The organism is Citrobacter sp. C13 (assembly GCF_014596815.2).
Lineage (GTDB): Bacteria > Pseudomonadota > Gammaproteobacteria > Enterobacterales > Enterobacteriaceae > Citrobacter > Citrobacter portucalensis.
The window spans coordinates 395,194-409,125 of record NZ_CP115024.1 but is presented as its reverse complement, the minus strand read 5'-3'; the positions used below and the strand labels follow the sequence as shown (position 1 = coordinate 409,125).

General features: G+C 50.9%; 19 protein-coding genes. 2 read left to right on the top strand and 17 right to left on the bottom strand.

From position 1 onward, the window contains the following. Positions 1 to 3: 3 nt before the first annotated feature. Positions 4 to 633 carry a 50S ribosomal protein L3 gene (gene rplC, locus IB222_RS01930; protein ID WP_003031117.1) on the bottom strand — a complete coding sequence of 210 codons (630 nt, stop codon included), beginning with the start codon at positions 631 to 633 and terminating at the stop codon, positions 4 to 6. 32 nt (positions 634 to 665) lie between these two features. Beyond that, the gene (rpsJ, locus tag IB222_RS01925) at positions 666 to 977 is read right to left on the bottom strand and encodes a 30S ribosomal protein S10 (protein ID WP_001181005.1); all 312 of its coding nucleotides are present in this window, start codon (positions 975 to 977) and stop codon (positions 666 to 668) included. A gap of 379 nt (positions 978 to 1,356) precedes the next feature. Here rpsJ and IB222_RS01920 point away from each other — a divergent pair, with 379 nt between their 5' ends. After that, positions 1,357 to 1,824, top strand: coding sequence for an A24 family peptidase (locus tag IB222_RS01920; protein ID WP_126317314.1), 468 nt, complete (start codon positions 1,357 to 1,359; stop codon positions 1,822 to 1,824). Here IB222_RS01920 and bfr read toward each other — a convergent pair. The 11 genes from bfr to fkpA form a co-directional block, all read right to left on the bottom strand. After that, positions 1,821 to 2,297, bottom strand: coding sequence for a bacterioferritin (gene bfr, locus IB222_RS01915; protein ID WP_003827773.1), 477 nt, complete (start codon positions 2,295 to 2,297; stop codon positions 1,821 to 1,823). The genes IB222_RS01920 and bfr overlap by 4 nt on opposite strands. A 71-nt stretch (positions 2,298 to 2,368) precedes the next feature. Next, entirely contained in the window at positions 2,369 to 2,563 is a 195-nt protein-coding gene (gene bfd / locus IB222_RS01910; RefSeq protein WP_003031111.1) for a bacterioferritin-associated ferredoxin, read from the bottom strand. A gap of 185 nt (positions 2,564 to 2,748) precedes the next feature. Next, a complete protein-coding gene (gene tuf / locus IB222_RS01905; protein ID WP_003031109.1) occupies positions 2,749 to 3,933 on the bottom strand; it encodes an elongation factor Tu in 1,185 nt (394 codons plus the stop codon). A gap of 69 nt (positions 3,934 to 4,002) precedes the next feature. Next, a complete protein-coding gene (fusA, locus tag IB222_RS01900) occupies positions 4,003 to 6,117 on the bottom strand; it encodes an elongation factor G (protein ID WP_003023659.1) in 2,115 nt (704 codons plus the stop codon). A 96-nt stretch (positions 6,118 to 6,213) separates the two neighbouring features. After that, positions 6,214 to 6,684 carry a 30S ribosomal protein S7 gene (gene rpsG / locus IB222_RS01895; protein WP_003023657.1) on the bottom strand — a complete coding sequence of 157 codons (471 nt, stop codon included), beginning with the start codon at positions 6,682 to 6,684 and terminating at the stop codon, positions 6,214 to 6,216. A gap of 95 nt (positions 6,685 to 6,779) precedes the next feature. Next, on the bottom strand, positions 6,780 to 7,154 hold the full coding sequence (gene rpsL / locus IB222_RS01890) for a 30S ribosomal protein S12 (protein WP_003023654.1): 375 nt from the start codon (positions 7,152 to 7,154) through the stop codon (positions 6,780 to 6,782). Between the two features lie 125 nt (positions 7,155 to 7,279). Continuing rightward, on the bottom strand, positions 7,280 to 7,567 hold the full coding sequence (gene tusB / locus IB222_RS01885; protein ID WP_003023651.1) for a sulfurtransferase complex subunit TusB: 288 nt from the start codon (positions 7,565 to 7,567) through the stop codon (positions 7,280 to 7,282). A 7-nt stretch (positions 7,568 to 7,574) separates the two neighbouring features. Further along, positions 7,575 to 7,934, bottom strand: coding sequence for a sulfurtransferase complex subunit TusC (gene tusC, locus IB222_RS01880; RefSeq protein ID WP_003827771.1), 360 nt, complete (start codon positions 7,932 to 7,934; stop codon positions 7,575 to 7,577). Beyond that, positions 7,934 to 8,320: a sulfurtransferase complex subunit TusD gene (gene tusD / locus IB222_RS01875; RefSeq protein ID WP_003827770.1), complete on the bottom strand. Its 387-nt coding sequence runs from the start codon at positions 8,318 to 8,320 to the stop codon at positions 7,934 to 7,936. The genes tusC and tusD overlap by 1 nt, the downstream gene beginning before the upstream one ends. After that, complete coding sequence (locus IB222_RS01870; RefSeq protein WP_003023643.1) at positions 8,320 to 9,042, bottom strand: transcriptional regulator; 723 nt, start codon at positions 9,040 to 9,042, stop codon at positions 8,320 to 8,322. Before IB222_RS01870 ends, tusD begins: the two co-directional genes overlap by 1 nt. Positions 9,043 to 9,209: 167 nt before the next feature. Then, positions 9,210 to 10,028, bottom strand: coding sequence for an FKBP-type peptidyl-prolyl cis-trans isomerase (gene fkpA / locus IB222_RS01865; RefSeq protein ID WP_003827768.1), 819 nt, complete (start codon positions 10,026 to 10,028; stop codon positions 9,210 to 9,212). A gap of 232 nt (positions 10,029 to 10,260) precedes the next feature. Here fkpA and IB222_RS01860 point away from each other — a divergent pair, with 232 nt between their 5' ends. After that, positions 10,261 to 10,479 carry a protein SlyX gene (locus IB222_RS01860; RefSeq protein WP_003023639.1) on the top strand — a complete coding sequence of 73 codons (219 nt, stop codon included), beginning with the start codon at positions 10,261 to 10,263 and terminating at the stop codon, positions 10,477 to 10,479. 113 nt (positions 10,480 to 10,592) lie between these two features. Here IB222_RS01860 and slyD read toward each other — a convergent pair whose 3' ends face one another. The 4 genes from slyD to kefG form a co-directional block, all read right to left on the bottom strand. Next, a complete protein-coding gene (slyD, locus tag IB222_RS01855) occupies positions 10,593 to 11,204 on the bottom strand; it encodes a peptidylprolyl isomerase (protein WP_008786294.1) in 612 nt (203 codons plus the stop codon). A gap of 94 nt (positions 11,205 to 11,298) precedes the next feature. Then, on the bottom strand, positions 11,299 to 11,499 hold the full coding sequence (locus IB222_RS01850; RefSeq protein WP_003023632.1) for a YheV family putative zinc ribbon protein: 201 nt from the start codon (positions 11,497 to 11,499) through the stop codon (positions 11,299 to 11,301). A gap of 9 nt (positions 11,500 to 11,508) precedes the next feature. Then, positions 11,509 to 13,314, bottom strand: a complete 1,806-nt coding sequence (kefB, locus tag IB222_RS01845; RefSeq protein WP_149384427.1) for a glutathione-regulated potassium-efflux system protein KefB — start codon at positions 13,312 to 13,314, stop codon at positions 11,509 to 11,511. After that, on the bottom strand, positions 13,314 to 13,865 hold the full coding sequence (kefG, locus tag IB222_RS01840) for a glutathione-regulated potassium-efflux system ancillary protein KefG (protein WP_003023629.1): 552 nt from the start codon (positions 13,863 to 13,865) through the stop codon (positions 13,314 to 13,316). Before kefG ends, kefB begins: the two co-directional genes overlap by 1 nt. Between the last annotated feature and the right edge of the window lie 67 nt (positions 13,866 to 13,932).

Sequence of the window (13,932 nt, the reverse complement as noted above, 5' to 3'; positions counted from 1 at the left end):
CCCTTACGCCTTCACAGCTGGTTTAACGATCAGGTCGCAACCGGTCGCACCCGGAACACCACCTTTAACCAGCAGCAGGTTGCGCTCAGCGTCAACACGTACTACGTCCAGGCTCTGAACGGTTACACGTTCGTTGCCCAGCTGACCTGCCATTTTCTTGCCTTTGAACACTTTGCCCGGAGTCTGGTTCTGACCGATAGAACCCGGAACGCGGTGAGACAAGGAGTTACCGTGAGTAGCGTCCTGGGTACGGAAGTTCCAGCGCTTAACGGTACCAGCGAAACCTTTACCTTTAGAGGTACCGGTTACGTCAACTTTTTTAACGTCAGCAAACAGTTCAACGCTAATGTTCTGACCAACGGTGTATTCTTCACCATCTGCCAGACGGAACTCCCACAGGCCGCGGCCAGCTTCTACGCCAGCTTTAGCAAAGTGGCCAGCTTCCGGCTTAGTTACGCGGTTAGCTTTTTTAGCACCGGTGGTAACCTGAACAGCGCGATAGCCATCGTTAGCCAGATCTTTAACCTGAGTAACGCGGTTTGCTTCAACTTCGATAACGGTTACTGGGATAGATACGCCATCTTCAGTGAAGATGCGGGTCATACCCACTTTTTTACCGACTAAACCAATCATTGTATCAACCTCTCAATCGCTCGATGACCTGATTAACCCAGGCTGATCTGCACGTCTACACCGGCAGCCAGGTCCAGACGCATCAGAGCATCAACGGTTTTTTCAGTTGGCTCAACGATGTCAACCAGACGCTTGTGAGTACGGATCTCGTACTGATCACGCGCGTCTTTGTTGACGTGCGGGGAGATCAGAACGGTGAAACGCTCTTTGCGGGTCGGCAGCGGGATCGGACCACGAACCTGCGCACCAGTGCGCTTGGCAGTCTCGACGATTTCCGCGGTTGATTGATCGATCAGACGATGATCAAACGCTTTCAAACGGATACGGATTCTTTGGTTCTGCATGAGACCAGAGCTCCAATTATTTTATAGACGAAATAGTTACTCCTCAAACCCATTACGATTGATGGGAGAGTGTAACCGTTCTTACAGAGTTCCCCGATTGGGAACATTGTCTGGTATTGCTTTCGCAGTACCGGTGGCTCATATCGAACCGCTGTCAATATTAGACAAGCCCGCGCATTATACGTAAATCTCAGTCTTAAGCAAGTGCCGCGTAGAAATTAATCACTCGTTCACAAATGCGGCGCTCCTTCCACTCTGATTGTATGTCCTGCGGTGCAACGCGTTTTCCGTGGAAGAGAGCATCCATAACCCACATCCCGGGCTTGTAGGGCCGCCAGGTTTACCTGAAGGTAAACTCTTTACCAGATAAGGCTTGCCCATGTACATCGACCTCCCCTTTCTGTTGATTTATGTTTCGCTATCAGGGTTGCTCTTAGTCCACGACCTACGTACCGGGTTGCTGCCCGACAAATTTACCTGCCCTCTTTTGTGGGGCGGTCTTATTTATCATCAATGCTGCAGACCTGAACAGTTATCCGACGCGCTTTGGGGTGCTGTAGCGGGTTATGGGGTATTTGCTTTGTTCTACTGGGGATATCGTTTGATATGCCGACAGGAAGGGTTAGGCTTTGGCGATGTCAAATTTCTTGCCGCACTAGGCGCATGGCATCGCTGGGAATCATTACCACTTTTGGTTTTACTTGCCGCGGGTATGGCATGTTGCCTCACCGGGATTTCCTGCGTCCGTTACGGGAAACAGGTACTAAAAAACCCGCTGCCATTTGGGCCATATCTGGCGGCTGCGGGTTTTGTTATTGGCCTGGTAAGTATGATACTGGGCGGTTAGTCACTGACTTTAATTTGCGATTGCAGATAATTTTGTAAGCCAAGTTTTGCAATCAGGTCCAGCTCGGTTTCGAGCCAGTCAATATGCCCTTCTTCTTCAGTCAGAATCTCAATCATCATATCCCGGCTGACATAATCATGAACGCTATCGGCATAGGCAATGGCTTCACGCAAGTCTTTAGCACCATCGAGTTCGAGTCGAAGATCGGATTGCAGCATCTCTTCAACGTCTTCGCCAATACCCAACTTGCCAAGATCCTGCAAGTTCGGGATCCCTTCTAAGAATAAAATACGCTCGATATATTTATCAGCGTGTTTCATCTCATCGATAGATTCATGGTACTCAACATCATTGAGGCGAGTCAGTCCCCAGTTTTTAAACATACGAGCATGGAGAAAATACTGGTTGATCGCGACAAGCTCATTTCCCAATAGTTTATTGAGATAATTTATGATTTTAACATCACCTTTCATTTTATAGTCCCTCCGCTTCCACTCTTAGAGCGTAGATGGGGCTACAGGGATGTCAAAAAAAAGAGTGTGACTTAGGCGATCTCTTTAAATTCTGGCATTTGTGTTAATTCATCCTGCATGACCTCGCGGGCAGCACGAATGCATTTACCGCATTGATTTCCAACAGGAATAAATTTACGTAATTGCTGAAAGGACTGAGGATGAAACTGGCGAACAGCCTGACGTATTTTTTTATCACTTATCGCATTACACAAACAAACGTACATGATCGCTCCCGTTCAATTTCTGCGCAAAGTGTAAATGAGAATAGTTATGATTACAATAGCACAACGCGATTTACACGGCGGGAGAATGAATAAAAAATGCGAATAAATATGACAACGACTAAATTGCAGGTAGCAAAAAGGGCGCCGAAGCGCCCTTTTTAAGCTCAAAGCTAATTAATCAATAATTAGCTCATTACTTTGGCAACAACGCCCGCACCAACAGTACGGCCGCCTTCACGGATTGCGAAACGCAGACCGTCGTCCATCGCGATTGGGTGGATCAGGGTAACAACCATTTTGATGTTGTCGCCCGGCATTACCATCTCTACGCCTTCCGGCAGTTCGATGGTACCAGTCACGTCAGTAGTACGGAAGTAGAACTGCGGACGGTAGCCTTTGAAGAACGGAGTATGACGGCCGCCTTCGTCTTTGGACAGAATGTACACTTCAGATTCGAACTTGGTGTGCGGCTTGATAGAGCCCGGCTTAGCCAGTACCTGACCACGTTCGATTTCTTCACGCTTGATACCACGCAGCAGAACACCAACGTTCTCACCAGCACGGCCTTCGTCCAGCAGTTTGCGGAACATTTCAACGCCAGTACAGGTAGACTTAGCAGTCTCTTTGATACCAACGATTTCAACTTCTTCACCAACTTTGATGATACCGCGCTCTACACGACCGGTAACAACGGTACCACGACCGGAGATGGAGAATACGTCTTCGATAGGCAGCAGGAACGGCTTGTCAATCGCACGCTCTGGTTCTGGGATGTAAGAATCCAGGAAGCCAGCCAGTTCGATGATTTTCGCTTCCCACTCTGCTTCGCCTTCCAGCGCTTTCAGAGCAGAACCACGAACGATCGGAGTGTCGTCGCCCGGGAAATCGTACTGAGACAGAAGTTCACGAACTTCCATTTCTACCAGTTCCAGCAGCTCTTCGTCATCAACCATGTCGCATTTATTCAGGAACACGATGATGTACGGAACACCTACCTGACGACCCAGCAGGATGTGCTCACGAGTCTGCGGCATCGGGCCGTCAGTCGCAGCAACAACCAGGATCGCGCCGTCCATCTGCGCAGCACCGGTGATCATGTTTTTAACATAGTCGGCGTGGCCCGGGCAGTCTACGTGTGCGTAGTGGCGAGTCGGGGTGTCATATTCAACGTGAGAAGTGTTGATGGTGATACCACGAGCTTTTTCTTCCGGCGCGTTATCGATCTGGTCGAATGCACGAGCAGCACCGCCGTAGGTTTTAGCCAGTACGGTAGTGATTGCAGCGGTCAGGGTAGTTTTACCGTGGTCAACGTGGCCGATGGTGCCGACGTTAACGTGCGGTTTTGTACGTTCAAATTTTTCTTTAGACACGGCTATATTCCTTACTATAGTGCTCTCCCCTATGGAGAGAGCACGGGACTTAGGTTTTAATCCTGTGGATTATTTACCACGGGCTTCAATAACGGCCTGAGCAACGTTGTTCGGCGCATCGTCGTACTTCAGGAACTCCATGGAGTAAGAAGCACGGCCTTTGGTCAGAGAACGCAGCTGGGTTGCATATCCGAACATTTCAGACAGCGGAACTTCAGCATGGATAACAACGCCAGTGACGTTGGATTCCTGACCACGAAGCATACCACGACGGCGGCTCAAGTCACCGATTACGTCACCGGTGTTCTCTTCCGGAGTCTCTACTTCAACCTTCATGATAGGCTCAAGCAGAACTGGTTTCGCTTTCTTAAAGCCATCTTTGAAGGCGATAGAAGCGGCCAGTTTAAACGCCAGCTCAGAGGAGTCAACGTCATGGTAAGAACCGAAGTGCAGACGCACGCCCAGATCAACAACCGGGTAACCAGCCAGCGGGCCAGATTTCAGCTGTTCCTGGATGCCTTTATCAACGGCCGGGATGTATTCGCCAGGAATTACACCACCTTTGATGTCGTTGATGAACTCGTAGCCTTTCGGGTTTGAACCCGGCTCCAGCGGGTACATGTCGATAACAACATGACCGTACTGACCGCGACCACCAGACTGCTTAGCGTGTTTACCTTCGATATCGGTAACTTTCGCGCGAATCGCTTCACGGTAAGCAACCTGAGGTTTACCGACGTTCGCTTCAACGTTGAATTCACGCTTCATACGGTCAACGATGATGTCGAGGTGCAGCTCACCCATACCAGCGATAATGGTCTGGTTAGATTCTTCGTCAGTCCATACGCGGAATGACGGGTCTTCTTTCGCCAGACGGCCCAGAGCCAGACCCATTTTTTCCTGGTCAGCTTTGGTTTTCGGTTCTACCGCGATGGAAATTACCGGCTCAGGGAATTCCATACGTTCCAGAATGATCGGGTGATCCGGGTCACACAGAGTGTCACCAGTGGTCACGTCTTTCAGACCGATTGCAGCAGCGATATCGCCCGCGCGAACTTCTTTGATCTCTTCACGTTTGTTAGCGTGCATCTGTACGATACGGCCGAAACGTTCACGTGCAGTTTTCACGGAGTTCAGGATGGTGTCACCGGAGTTAACCACACCAGAGTACACACGGAAGAAGGTCAGGTTACCCACGAACGGGTCGGTAGCGATTTTGAATGCCAGAGCAGCAAACGGCTCGTCATCGCTAGCATGACGCTCAGCAGGAGTATCTTTACCGTCGTCCAGAATACCGTTGATCGCAGGTACGTCTACTGGGGATGGCAGGTAATCAATTACCGCATCCAGCATCGCCTGAACACCTTTGTTCTTGAACGCAGAACCACAGGTTACCAGGATGATTTCGTTGTTCAGAACGCGCTGACGCAGAGCTTTTTTGATCTCTTCTTCAGTCAGTTCTTCACCACCCAGGTATTTCTCCATCAGCTCTTCTGAAGCTTCTGCAGCGGACTCGATCAGGTTCTGGTGCCATTCTTCAGCCAGTTCCTGCATGTCAGCCGGGATATCTTCATAAGTGAAGGTTACGCCTGCATCTTCTTCGTTCCAGTTGATGGCTTTCATTTTCACCAGGTCAACAACACCGGTGAACGCTTCTTCAGCGCCAATTGCCAGCTGCAGCGGAACAGGGTTCGCGCCCAGACGGGTTTTGATCTGACCAACAACTTTCAGGAAGTTCGCACCCATACGGTCCATTTTGTTAACGAACGCAATGCGCGGAACTTTATATTTGTTTGCCTGACGCCATACGGTTTCAGACTGAGGCTGAACACCACCAACTGCGCAGTAAACCATTACTGCACCATCAAGCACACGCATGGAACGTTCTACTTCGATAGTGAAGTCAACGTGCCCCGGGGTGTCGATGATGTTTACGCGATGCGGTTCATACTGCTTAGCCATACCAGACCAGAATGCAGTAGTCGCTGCGGAGGTGATAGTAATACCACGTTCCTGCTCCTGCTCCATCCAGTCCATGGTGGCTGCGCCGTCATGAACTTCACCGATTTTATGGTTTACACCGGTGTAGAACAGAATACGTTCGGTAGTAGTGGTTTTACCGGCGTCGATGTGCGCACTGATACCGATGTTACGGTAGCGCGCGATGGGTGTTGTACGAGCCATTTGATTCCTCGTTTATCTTTTAGGCGTTCAATTTAAGTAGCCCAAAGCGGGCTGCTTACTAGAAGCGCCCGCCTGGTGACTAAAACTCCGAAGGGATTACCAACGGTAGTGTGCGAACGCCTTGTTGGCTTCTGCCATACGGTGAACGTCTTCACGTTTCTTAACTGCAGTACCTTTGTTTTCTGCAGCATCAGAAAGTTCGTTCGCCAGGCGCAGAGCCATGGATTTATCACCGCGTTTACGAGCAGCTTCAACGATCCAACGCATTGCCAGAGCATTACGACGGACCGGACGGACTTCAACTGGTACCTGATAAGTAGAACCACCAACGCGGCGAGACTTAACTTCGACAGTCGGGCGCACGTTTTCGAGAGCTACTTCGAAAGCTTCCAGTTCGTTTTTACCAGAACGCTGAGCCAGGGTCTCCAGCGCGCTGTATACGATAGTTTCGGCAGTAGATTTTTTACCATCTACCATCAGGATATTTACAAATTTAGCCAGCAGTTCTGATCCGAACTTCGGATCCGGCAGAATTTTACGCTGACCAATGACGCGACGACGTGGCATGGAAATACTCCGTTGTTAATTCAGGATTGTCCAAAACTCTAAGAGTTTAGTTTGACATTAATATAAAACGTTTGGCCTTACTTAACGGAGAACCATTAAGCCTTAGGACGTTTCACGCCATACTTGGAGCGTGATTGCTTACGGTCTTTAACGCCGGAGCAGTCAAGCGCACCACGAACGGTGTGGTAACGAACACCCGGGAGGTCTTTTACACGACCGCCACGGATCAGGATCACGGAGTGCTCCTGCAGGTTGTGACCTTCACCACCGATGTAGGAAGTCACTTCAAAACCGTTAGTCAGACGAACACGGCAAACTTTACGCAGTGCGGAGTTCGGTTTTTTAGGAGTGGTAGTATATACACGAGTACATACGCCACGTTTCTGCGGGCATGCTTCCAGCGCAGGCACGTTGCTTTTTGCAACTTTGCGTGCACGTGGTTTGCGTACCAGCTGGTTAACTGTTGCCATTAAATAGCTCCTGGTTTTAGCTTTTGCTTCGTAAACACGTAATAAAACGACCTCATACAATATGAGGACGCAGAATTTTAGGTCGGTGTCGAAAAGGTGTCAAGAAATATACAACGATCCCACAATTACCAGGACATCTGGCTGGGATGCTTCACCGTAAGTCTGACGAAGTCAGTATAGCTAACCCTGACGACACTGTCTGAAATTTGACCACTCAACCCGCGGGCCTTAATGTCTTCTTCCAGTACATAGACCTTAATGGAGGCATTTTGCAGACTTTCAAGGAAACGGCTGCCTTCAATTGCCGCCGTCACACCATCCTGGAGCAATAAAAGTTCATCGTCTTTATCTATCAGGCGAAGAAGAGAGGAGAAATCGGTAAGCCACGCGGAGCGATGTAGTGTGTGCAGCATGAGAGTCTCAAAACCTTAAAATGACGTCAAAGTTGCCTAACTCACGGCGTAAATCTTCCGGTTCAAGCGCTGTCGCATCGACCACAAAATTAACCCCCTGCTGAAGGCCCCGCTCGCGTAATGAAGCGGCGCACAGCCAACATTGATCGATATCGTACAACCCTAACAGCTTGAAGGTTGCGATATAGTCTCGCGCCAGCACGGCATCCGGTTGTTGTCCCTGGAGGATTTGAAAGACGCCATCGCCGATAAAAAACACGCCGAGGTCTTCCGTTAATGCAGATGTCGCCAGCAATGCATCTAATCCTTCACGGCCTGATGCGCTGCCGTGCGGTACGGTAGAAAAAACAAAAGCAACACGTTTCATCAGAACTGCACCACGCGATCGCAGGTCAGGGATGCCTCAGCCAGCGATCCAAGCCCGCTGAGGTTAAAACCTGGTTGTAAATTAGCCCCTGCCAGCCCCAGCCGCTTTGCCTCAGTTTCATCAACAACGCCGCGACGCAACGCCGCCGCCACGCAGATATTCAGCGTTACACCATGCTGTTGGTTCAGCTGTTGCCAGGCCCGCACCAGATCATATTCATCACTGGCGGGTGAAGTCAGGAAATTGGCGTTATATACACCTTCACGATAGAAAAAGACGCTGCATAACTCATGCCCTTCTTCGAGAAGCGCATGAGCAAATTGCAACGCGCTACTCGCCTGCTGCGTGCCATAAGCAGGCCCTGTCACCATGATGGCAAAACGCATTACTTGTCTTGCCCCTGGAAATCGCCGCTTTTGAACTGACGAATATAGAGGTAGACCGTATGTTTGGAGATGTTCAGCCGATCGGCGACCTGGTTGATGGCATCTTTAATATCGAAGATGCCTTTCTCATATAAATTCAGGACGATCTGGCGGTTCTTCGCGTTGTTGGAAACATTGCGATCGGCATTCACTTCTTCGATCGTGAATTCCAGCGTCTGGGTAACCAGATCTTCCACCGAAGAAGCGAAGTTGACGGCAGAGCCCACTTCCGGGGTTTCCGGTGGGATAAAGGTATTCATTATCTGCGAGAAAGGAACATCAAGGTTCATGTTGATGCACAGCAGACCAATCACGCGATGCTCACGGTTGCGAATGGCAATCGTCACCGACTTCATCAAGACACCGCTTTTCGCACGTGTGAAGTAACACTTCGACACGCTGCTATCCGCACCCGTCATATCATGCAGCATACGCAACGCAAGGTCGGTAATCGGTGAGCCAATTTTACGGCCCGTGTGTTCACCGTTAGCAATGCGGATGGCCGAGCATTTCAAATCCTGCAAAGAGTGCAATACGATTTCACAATGGGAACCAATGAGCATCGCCAACCCGTCCACTACCGCTTCATAGGATTTGAGGATATCGAAGTCGGTTTGATCGAAAGGACGTTGATCCAGCAAATCTAGCTCACTGGTTTCGTTGGTTAAAAGCGACCTGGACATGAAAAAAAGCACTCCTTTTCAGGAGCCTGTCGTTATGTTGTCAGGGCAGGCTCATCACTATTATAGGGGCATCTAAAGTAATACAGCGCACAAGGCGCTTTCCAGTATTAATTATATCCTGTCGATAATAAAAAACCGCCGCCCTGTGGGCGGCGGTTTTTGTTAGCTTATTTTTTGCTGCTGTCTGCAGCTTTATCTGCCGGTGCAGCATCTGGCTGCGCGTCAGCTTTCGGTGCCGGTTTGATGTCTAACAGTTCAACATCAAAGACCAGCGTAGAGTTGGCCGGAATACCCGGGACGCCGGTTTTGCCGTAAGCCAGATCCGGTGGGATAACCAGCTGGATTTTGCCGCCTTTCTTGATGTTTTTCAGGCCTTCAGTCCAACCAGGGATTACACCGTCAAGACGGAAAGACAGCGGCTCACCACGGGTGTAGGAGTTATCAAACTCTTTACCATCGATCAGCGTACCTTTGTAGTTGACTACCACCGTATCGCTGTCTTTCGGTGCAGCGCCAGTACCTTCTTTCTCTACTTTGTAGACCAGGCCAGTAGAAGAGGTTTTAACGCCTTTCTCTTTAGCAAATTTCTCGCGGTAAACTTTACCTTTGGCTTCGTTGTCAGCCGCGTCTTTTTCCATTTTCGCCTGAGCGGAGCTCTTCACGCGCGCTTCAAACGCCTGCAGAGTTTGTTCGATTTCCTGGTCAGACAGTTTGCTCTTGTCTGCAAACGCATCCTGAACACCAGCGATCAGCTGATCTTTATCCAGTTTGATGCCCAGTTTTTCCTGCTCTTTCAGAGAGTTTTCCATATAACGACCCAGGGACGCGCCCAGCGCGTAAGCGGCTTTTTGGTCGTCATTCTTGAATGCTGCTTTGCTGTCAGCAGTAGCGGCTGGTTTCGCAGCATCAGCAGCGAAGGTGATCGGGGCATGCAGAGCAACAGCCATTGTGGTCGCCAGCAGCGTTACTTTAAACAGTGATTTCATCCATATCTCCAGGGCCGGGGCATCTCACCCCAGGGTTAGCTAACATAAAAATGTACTATAAAGCGTTGCAGAACAAATCAACATACAGGCACGCCCTATTATCACCACTTTTCAGACTCTTTTTGTTTAAATTAGTTTCGTTACCGAAGATTGAGTGCTGTGCAAACAGGCAAAGTTAAGTAGAATTCGCCGCAGTCCGCGATCTGCCGGAGAAAAAAGAAAGAGGTGAATCATGCAGGATACAACAATGGAAACTCGCCTGGCTGAACTGGAAAGTCGCCTGGCATTTCAGGAGATAACCATTGAAGAGCTCAACGTGACGGTGACCGCGCATGAACTGGAAATGGCCAAACTGCGCGACCATCTGCGTCTGCTGACAGAAAAGCTCAAAGCAACGCAGCCGTCCCACATTGCGTCGCAGTCTGAAGAGACCCCGCCGCCACATTATTGAGACGTAAAAAAAGCGGGGATATCCCCGCTTTTTTGTGCCGGATGACGACGTAAACGTCTTATCCGGCCTACGGTAGGCCTGATAAGCGTAGCGCCATCAGGCAATCATACCGATCAGTGGCAACCGCAGCCGCCGCCGTTACCTTTACCGCCACCGCCGCAGCAGCCTTCGCCGCCGTGCTCGTGACCATGGTCGTGACCGTGGCCGTGACCACCGCAGCAACCGTCATGACCGTGGTCATGATCGTGGTCGTGACCGTGCGCACCGTGAACGTGGCCGTGAGCCAGTTCTTCTTCGGTCGCTTCGCGGATAGCAACAACTTCTACGTTGAATTTCAGATTCTGGCCAGCCAGCATGTGGTTACCGTCAACCACAACGTGGTCGTCTTCCACTTCGGTAATTTCTACCGGTACTGGACCCTGGTCAGTTTCAGCCAGGAAACGCATGCCAACCTGCAGTTCGTCAACGCCCATGAAGACGTCTTTAGGAACGCGCTGCACCAGGTTTTCGTCGTACTGACCGTATGCGTCGTTTGCGCCAACAGCAACATCGAATTTGTCGCCAACTTCATGACCGTCCAGCGCTGTTTCCAGGCCAGAAATCAGGGAACCGTGACCATGCAGGTAGTCCAGCGGTGCACTCACCGGAGACTCATCAACCAACACACCGTCTTCTGTACGTACCTGATAGGCCAGGCTGACCACCAGGTCCTTTGCTACTTTCATGATATCTCCTGAGCATGGAAAGAATAGTGGCGCAGATTGTAGCGGAATTCTGCACCCGTGTACCCTCTAGCTTAAAAAAAGCTGCGCCATATCGCTAGTCCGGATGAAAAATCCCGATCACTTGCTCTTCTTTGCGAACGTGCTCGCGCGCCTCTTTATCCGCTTCCCGCATCTGATGACCGCACTTAACACACTCAACAATATCGATATTATTTTCGCGCCACATCGCCAGCGTATCCTGCGACTGGCAGGACGGACATTTTGCACCTGCGATAAAACGTTTACGAATTGCCATGGTTATCCTCTACTCAAATTCATCCCAGCCATCCAACTGACGTCGCTCTTGCTGCATCTCTCGTTGGAAAATTTCCTCCAGCTCGCGTCGGGCTTCCCTGGCTCGAGAGATTTGTACCGTATCTGTATGCATGGGGATCAGTTCCCGCAGCATGCGCATATCCAGCCGCCGAAAATGCAGCTGAGCGCGCTGAGCCTGGTGCGGATGCATTCCCAGTGTAACCAGCGTTTTACGCCCCAACTCCAGCGCACTGGAGAACGTTTCGCGGGAAAACTGCGTCACACCAGCCTGTAATAACTCATGTGCCTCTACACGTCCGCGCGCTCGCGCAAGAATATGCAAATGCGGAAAATACTGTTGGCACAGTTCCACCAGTTTCATGGTGTCTTCAGGCTCATTACACGTAATAACAATAGATTGCGCCGCCTCTGCCCCTGCGGAGCGCAACAGTTCCACCTGCGTGGCATCACCGTAATAAACCTTATAGCCATATTTACGCATCAGATTCACCGCGCTGATATCCCGCTCCAGAACGGTAATGCGCATTTTATTGGCCATCAAAAGGCGACCAATAACCTGACCAAAACGCCCAAACCCCACCACAATCACCTGCGGTTTATCATCTTCCACCCAGGGTTTTTCATCTTCCTCATCCGTGCCGTTAAACTGGCGGGAGAGCCATTTATCAATCAGCGTCATCACCAGCGGTGTGGTCATCATCGACAGCGTGACGGTCACCAGCAGCAACGCCATTTGGTCGCCCTGAAACAGCCGTTGCGAGGATGCCGTTGAAAACAGCACGAAAGCGAATTCACCACCCTGACTTAAAACCCCGGCAAATTGCATCCGTTCAGAGCTTCTCATGCCGTTAAGACGCGCCAGCACATACAGCACCAGCATTTTTACGACCACCAGCACTATCACGCTCGCTGCCACCCACAGAATATGGGTGTAGAGCACGCCGAGGTTGAGCGACATGCCAACGGAGATAAAAAACAGCCCGAGCAACAGGCCTTTAAACGGATCGATTGCCGTTTCCAGCTCATGTCGGTATTCGCTTTCCGCCAGCAGCACGCCCGCGATAAACGTTCCCAGCGCCATTGACAGCCCCAGCGCATCCATAAATAGAGCAGAACCCAGCACCAACAGCAGCGTGGCAGCGGTGAACACTTCCCGCACGCCAGAATCCGCAATAAAGCGGAAAACCGGTCGCAGCAAATAGCGACCGCCAATCAGCATGCCGGCAAAAGCCAGCACCTTCATTCCCACTTTGATCCAGTCAAAATGTTCGTCAGCAGAACCCGCCAGCAGCGGAACCAGTGCCAGCGCGGGGATCACCGCCAGATCCTGAAACAGCAGTACCGAAAAACCCAGTTGTCCGGATTCACTGCGGTTCATGCCTTTTTCGCGCATCAACTGTAGCGCCATAGCGGTCGATGACATCGCCAGACCAATGCCGCCAACCACTGCCGCCTGCCAGGAGAACGCAGTGAGCATCAATAATCCGGCCAGCACCACCGCGCTCAGCATCACCTGCGCGGCACCGACGCCAAAAATTGAACGCCGCAGTTGCCACAGTTTGGCGGGATTAAGTTCCAGCCCAATGATGAACATCAGAAAGACTACGCCCAGCTCGGAGAAGTGCAGAATTTCATCCACATCGCTGATGAATCCTAATCCCCACGGGCCGATAGCAATACCCGCCAGCAAGTAACCCAGCACAGGACCGATACCCAGCTTTGAGGCCAGGGGAACTGCAGCCACCGCCGCGAAGAGGAACAACACTCCCGCTGTCAATAAATCAGAACCTTCCATTAGCGGCCTCCCACAGGGATTGGATTCGCCAGCCAGTCACCATACGCTTTCGCATGGCTGTCCAGCTCCTGCTTCGTTTGCCGTCTGGCCCAGTAAACGATAATTGGGCTCATCCAGTGCATGCGGCACATACCGGCCGTTAGCTCGAAAGGACGCAGCACATCGCTCATTGGATAACGGTTTAGCGCGTCATAGCGGTAGGCACTTTCCGGTTCTCCGGTAGTGATAACGCTACGCCAGTACTTTCCCGCCAGTTGATTCCCTCCGGGACCGCTGGCAAATCCGCGGCTCAGTACGCGGTCAAGCCATTCCTTTAACAGCGCCGGACAGCTATAGGTATAGAGTGGGTGCTGAAAAACAATCACATCATGCTCACGCAGCAGCGCCTGTTCATGCGGAATATCGATAAAAAAATCAGGATAGTGCGCGTAAAGGTCGTGCACGGTAACATTGCTGAGCTGCATGGCCGGTTTAAGCAGAACACGGTTCGCGACCGAGTCCTGAGATTCCGGATGGGCATACAGCAGCAAGACTTTCGCTGGCTGGAACATCATCCCCCTCCCGGTTTTGTCTTTTGTCTATTTTCGACGTTTTGGGCTACCATTGCGCCTCGGTGCG

What these genes read in the sequence shown, in the direction of transcription:
- rplC (WP_003031117.1), bottom strand. Translation starts at nt 633, where the DNA reads ATGATTGGTTTAGTCGGTAAAAAAGTGGGTATGACCCGCATCTTCACT.
- rpsJ (WP_001181005.1), bottom strand. Translation starts at nt 977, where the DNA reads ATGCAGAACCAAAGAATCCGTATCCGTTTGAAAGCGTTTGATCATCGT.
- IB222_RS01920 (WP_126317314.1), top strand. Translation starts at nt 1,357, where the DNA reads ATGTACATCGACCTCCCCTTTCTGTTGATTTATGTTTCGCTATCAGGG.
- bfr (WP_003827773.1), bottom strand. Translation starts at nt 2,297, where the DNA reads ATGAAAGGTGATGTTAAAATCATAAATTATCTCAATAAACTATTGGGA.
- bfd (WP_003031111.1), bottom strand. Translation starts at nt 2,563, where the DNA reads ATGTACGTTTGTTTGTGTAATGCGATAAGTGATAAAAAAATACGTCAG.
- fusA (WP_003023659.1), bottom strand. Translation starts at nt 6,117, where the DNA reads ATGGCTCGTACAACACCCATCGCGCGCTACCGTAACATCGGTATCAGT.
- rpsG (WP_003023657.1), bottom strand. Translation starts at nt 6,684, where the DNA reads ATGCCACGTCGTCGCGTCATTGGTCAGCGTAAAATTCTGCCGGATCCG.
- rpsL (WP_003023654.1), bottom strand. Translation starts at nt 7,154, where the DNA reads ATGGCAACAGTTAACCAGCTGGTACGCAAACCACGTGCACGCAAAGTT.
- tusB (WP_003023651.1), bottom strand. Translation starts at nt 7,567, where the DNA reads ATGCTGCACACACTACATCGCTCCGCGTGGCTTACCGATTTCTCCTCT.
- tusC (WP_003827771.1), bottom strand. Translation starts at nt 7,934, where the DNA reads ATGAAACGTGTTGCTTTTGTTTTTTCTACCGTACCGCACGGCAGCGCA.
- tusD (WP_003827770.1), bottom strand. Translation starts at nt 8,320, where the DNA reads ATGCGTTTTGCCATCATGGTGACAGGGCCTGCTTATGGCACGCAGCAG.
- IB222_RS01870 (WP_003023643.1), bottom strand. Translation starts at nt 9,042, where the DNA reads ATGTCCAGGTCGCTTTTAACCAACGAAACCAGTGAGCTAGATTTGCTG.
- fkpA (WP_003827768.1), bottom strand. Translation starts at nt 10,028, where the DNA reads ATGAAATCACTGTTTAAAGTAACGCTGCTGGCGACCACAATGGCTGTT.
- IB222_RS01860 (WP_003023639.1), top strand. Translation starts at nt 10,261, where the DNA reads ATGCAGGATACAACAATGGAAACTCGCCTGGCTGAACTGGAAAGTCGC.
- slyD (WP_008786294.1), bottom strand. Translation starts at nt 11,204, where the DNA reads ATGAAAGTAGCAAAGGACCTGGTGGTCAGCCTGGCCTATCAGGTACGT.
- IB222_RS01850 (WP_003023632.1), bottom strand. Translation starts at nt 11,499, where the DNA reads ATGGCAATTCGTAAACGTTTTATCGCAGGTGCAAAATGTCCGTCCTGC.
- kefB (WP_149384427.1), bottom strand. Translation starts at nt 13,314, where the DNA reads ATGGAAGGTTCTGATTTATTGACAGCGGGAGTGTTGTTCCTCTTCGCG.
- kefG (WP_003023629.1), bottom strand. Translation starts at nt 13,865, where the DNA reads ATGTTCCAGCCAGCGAAAGTCTTGCTGCTGTATGCCCATCCGGAATCT.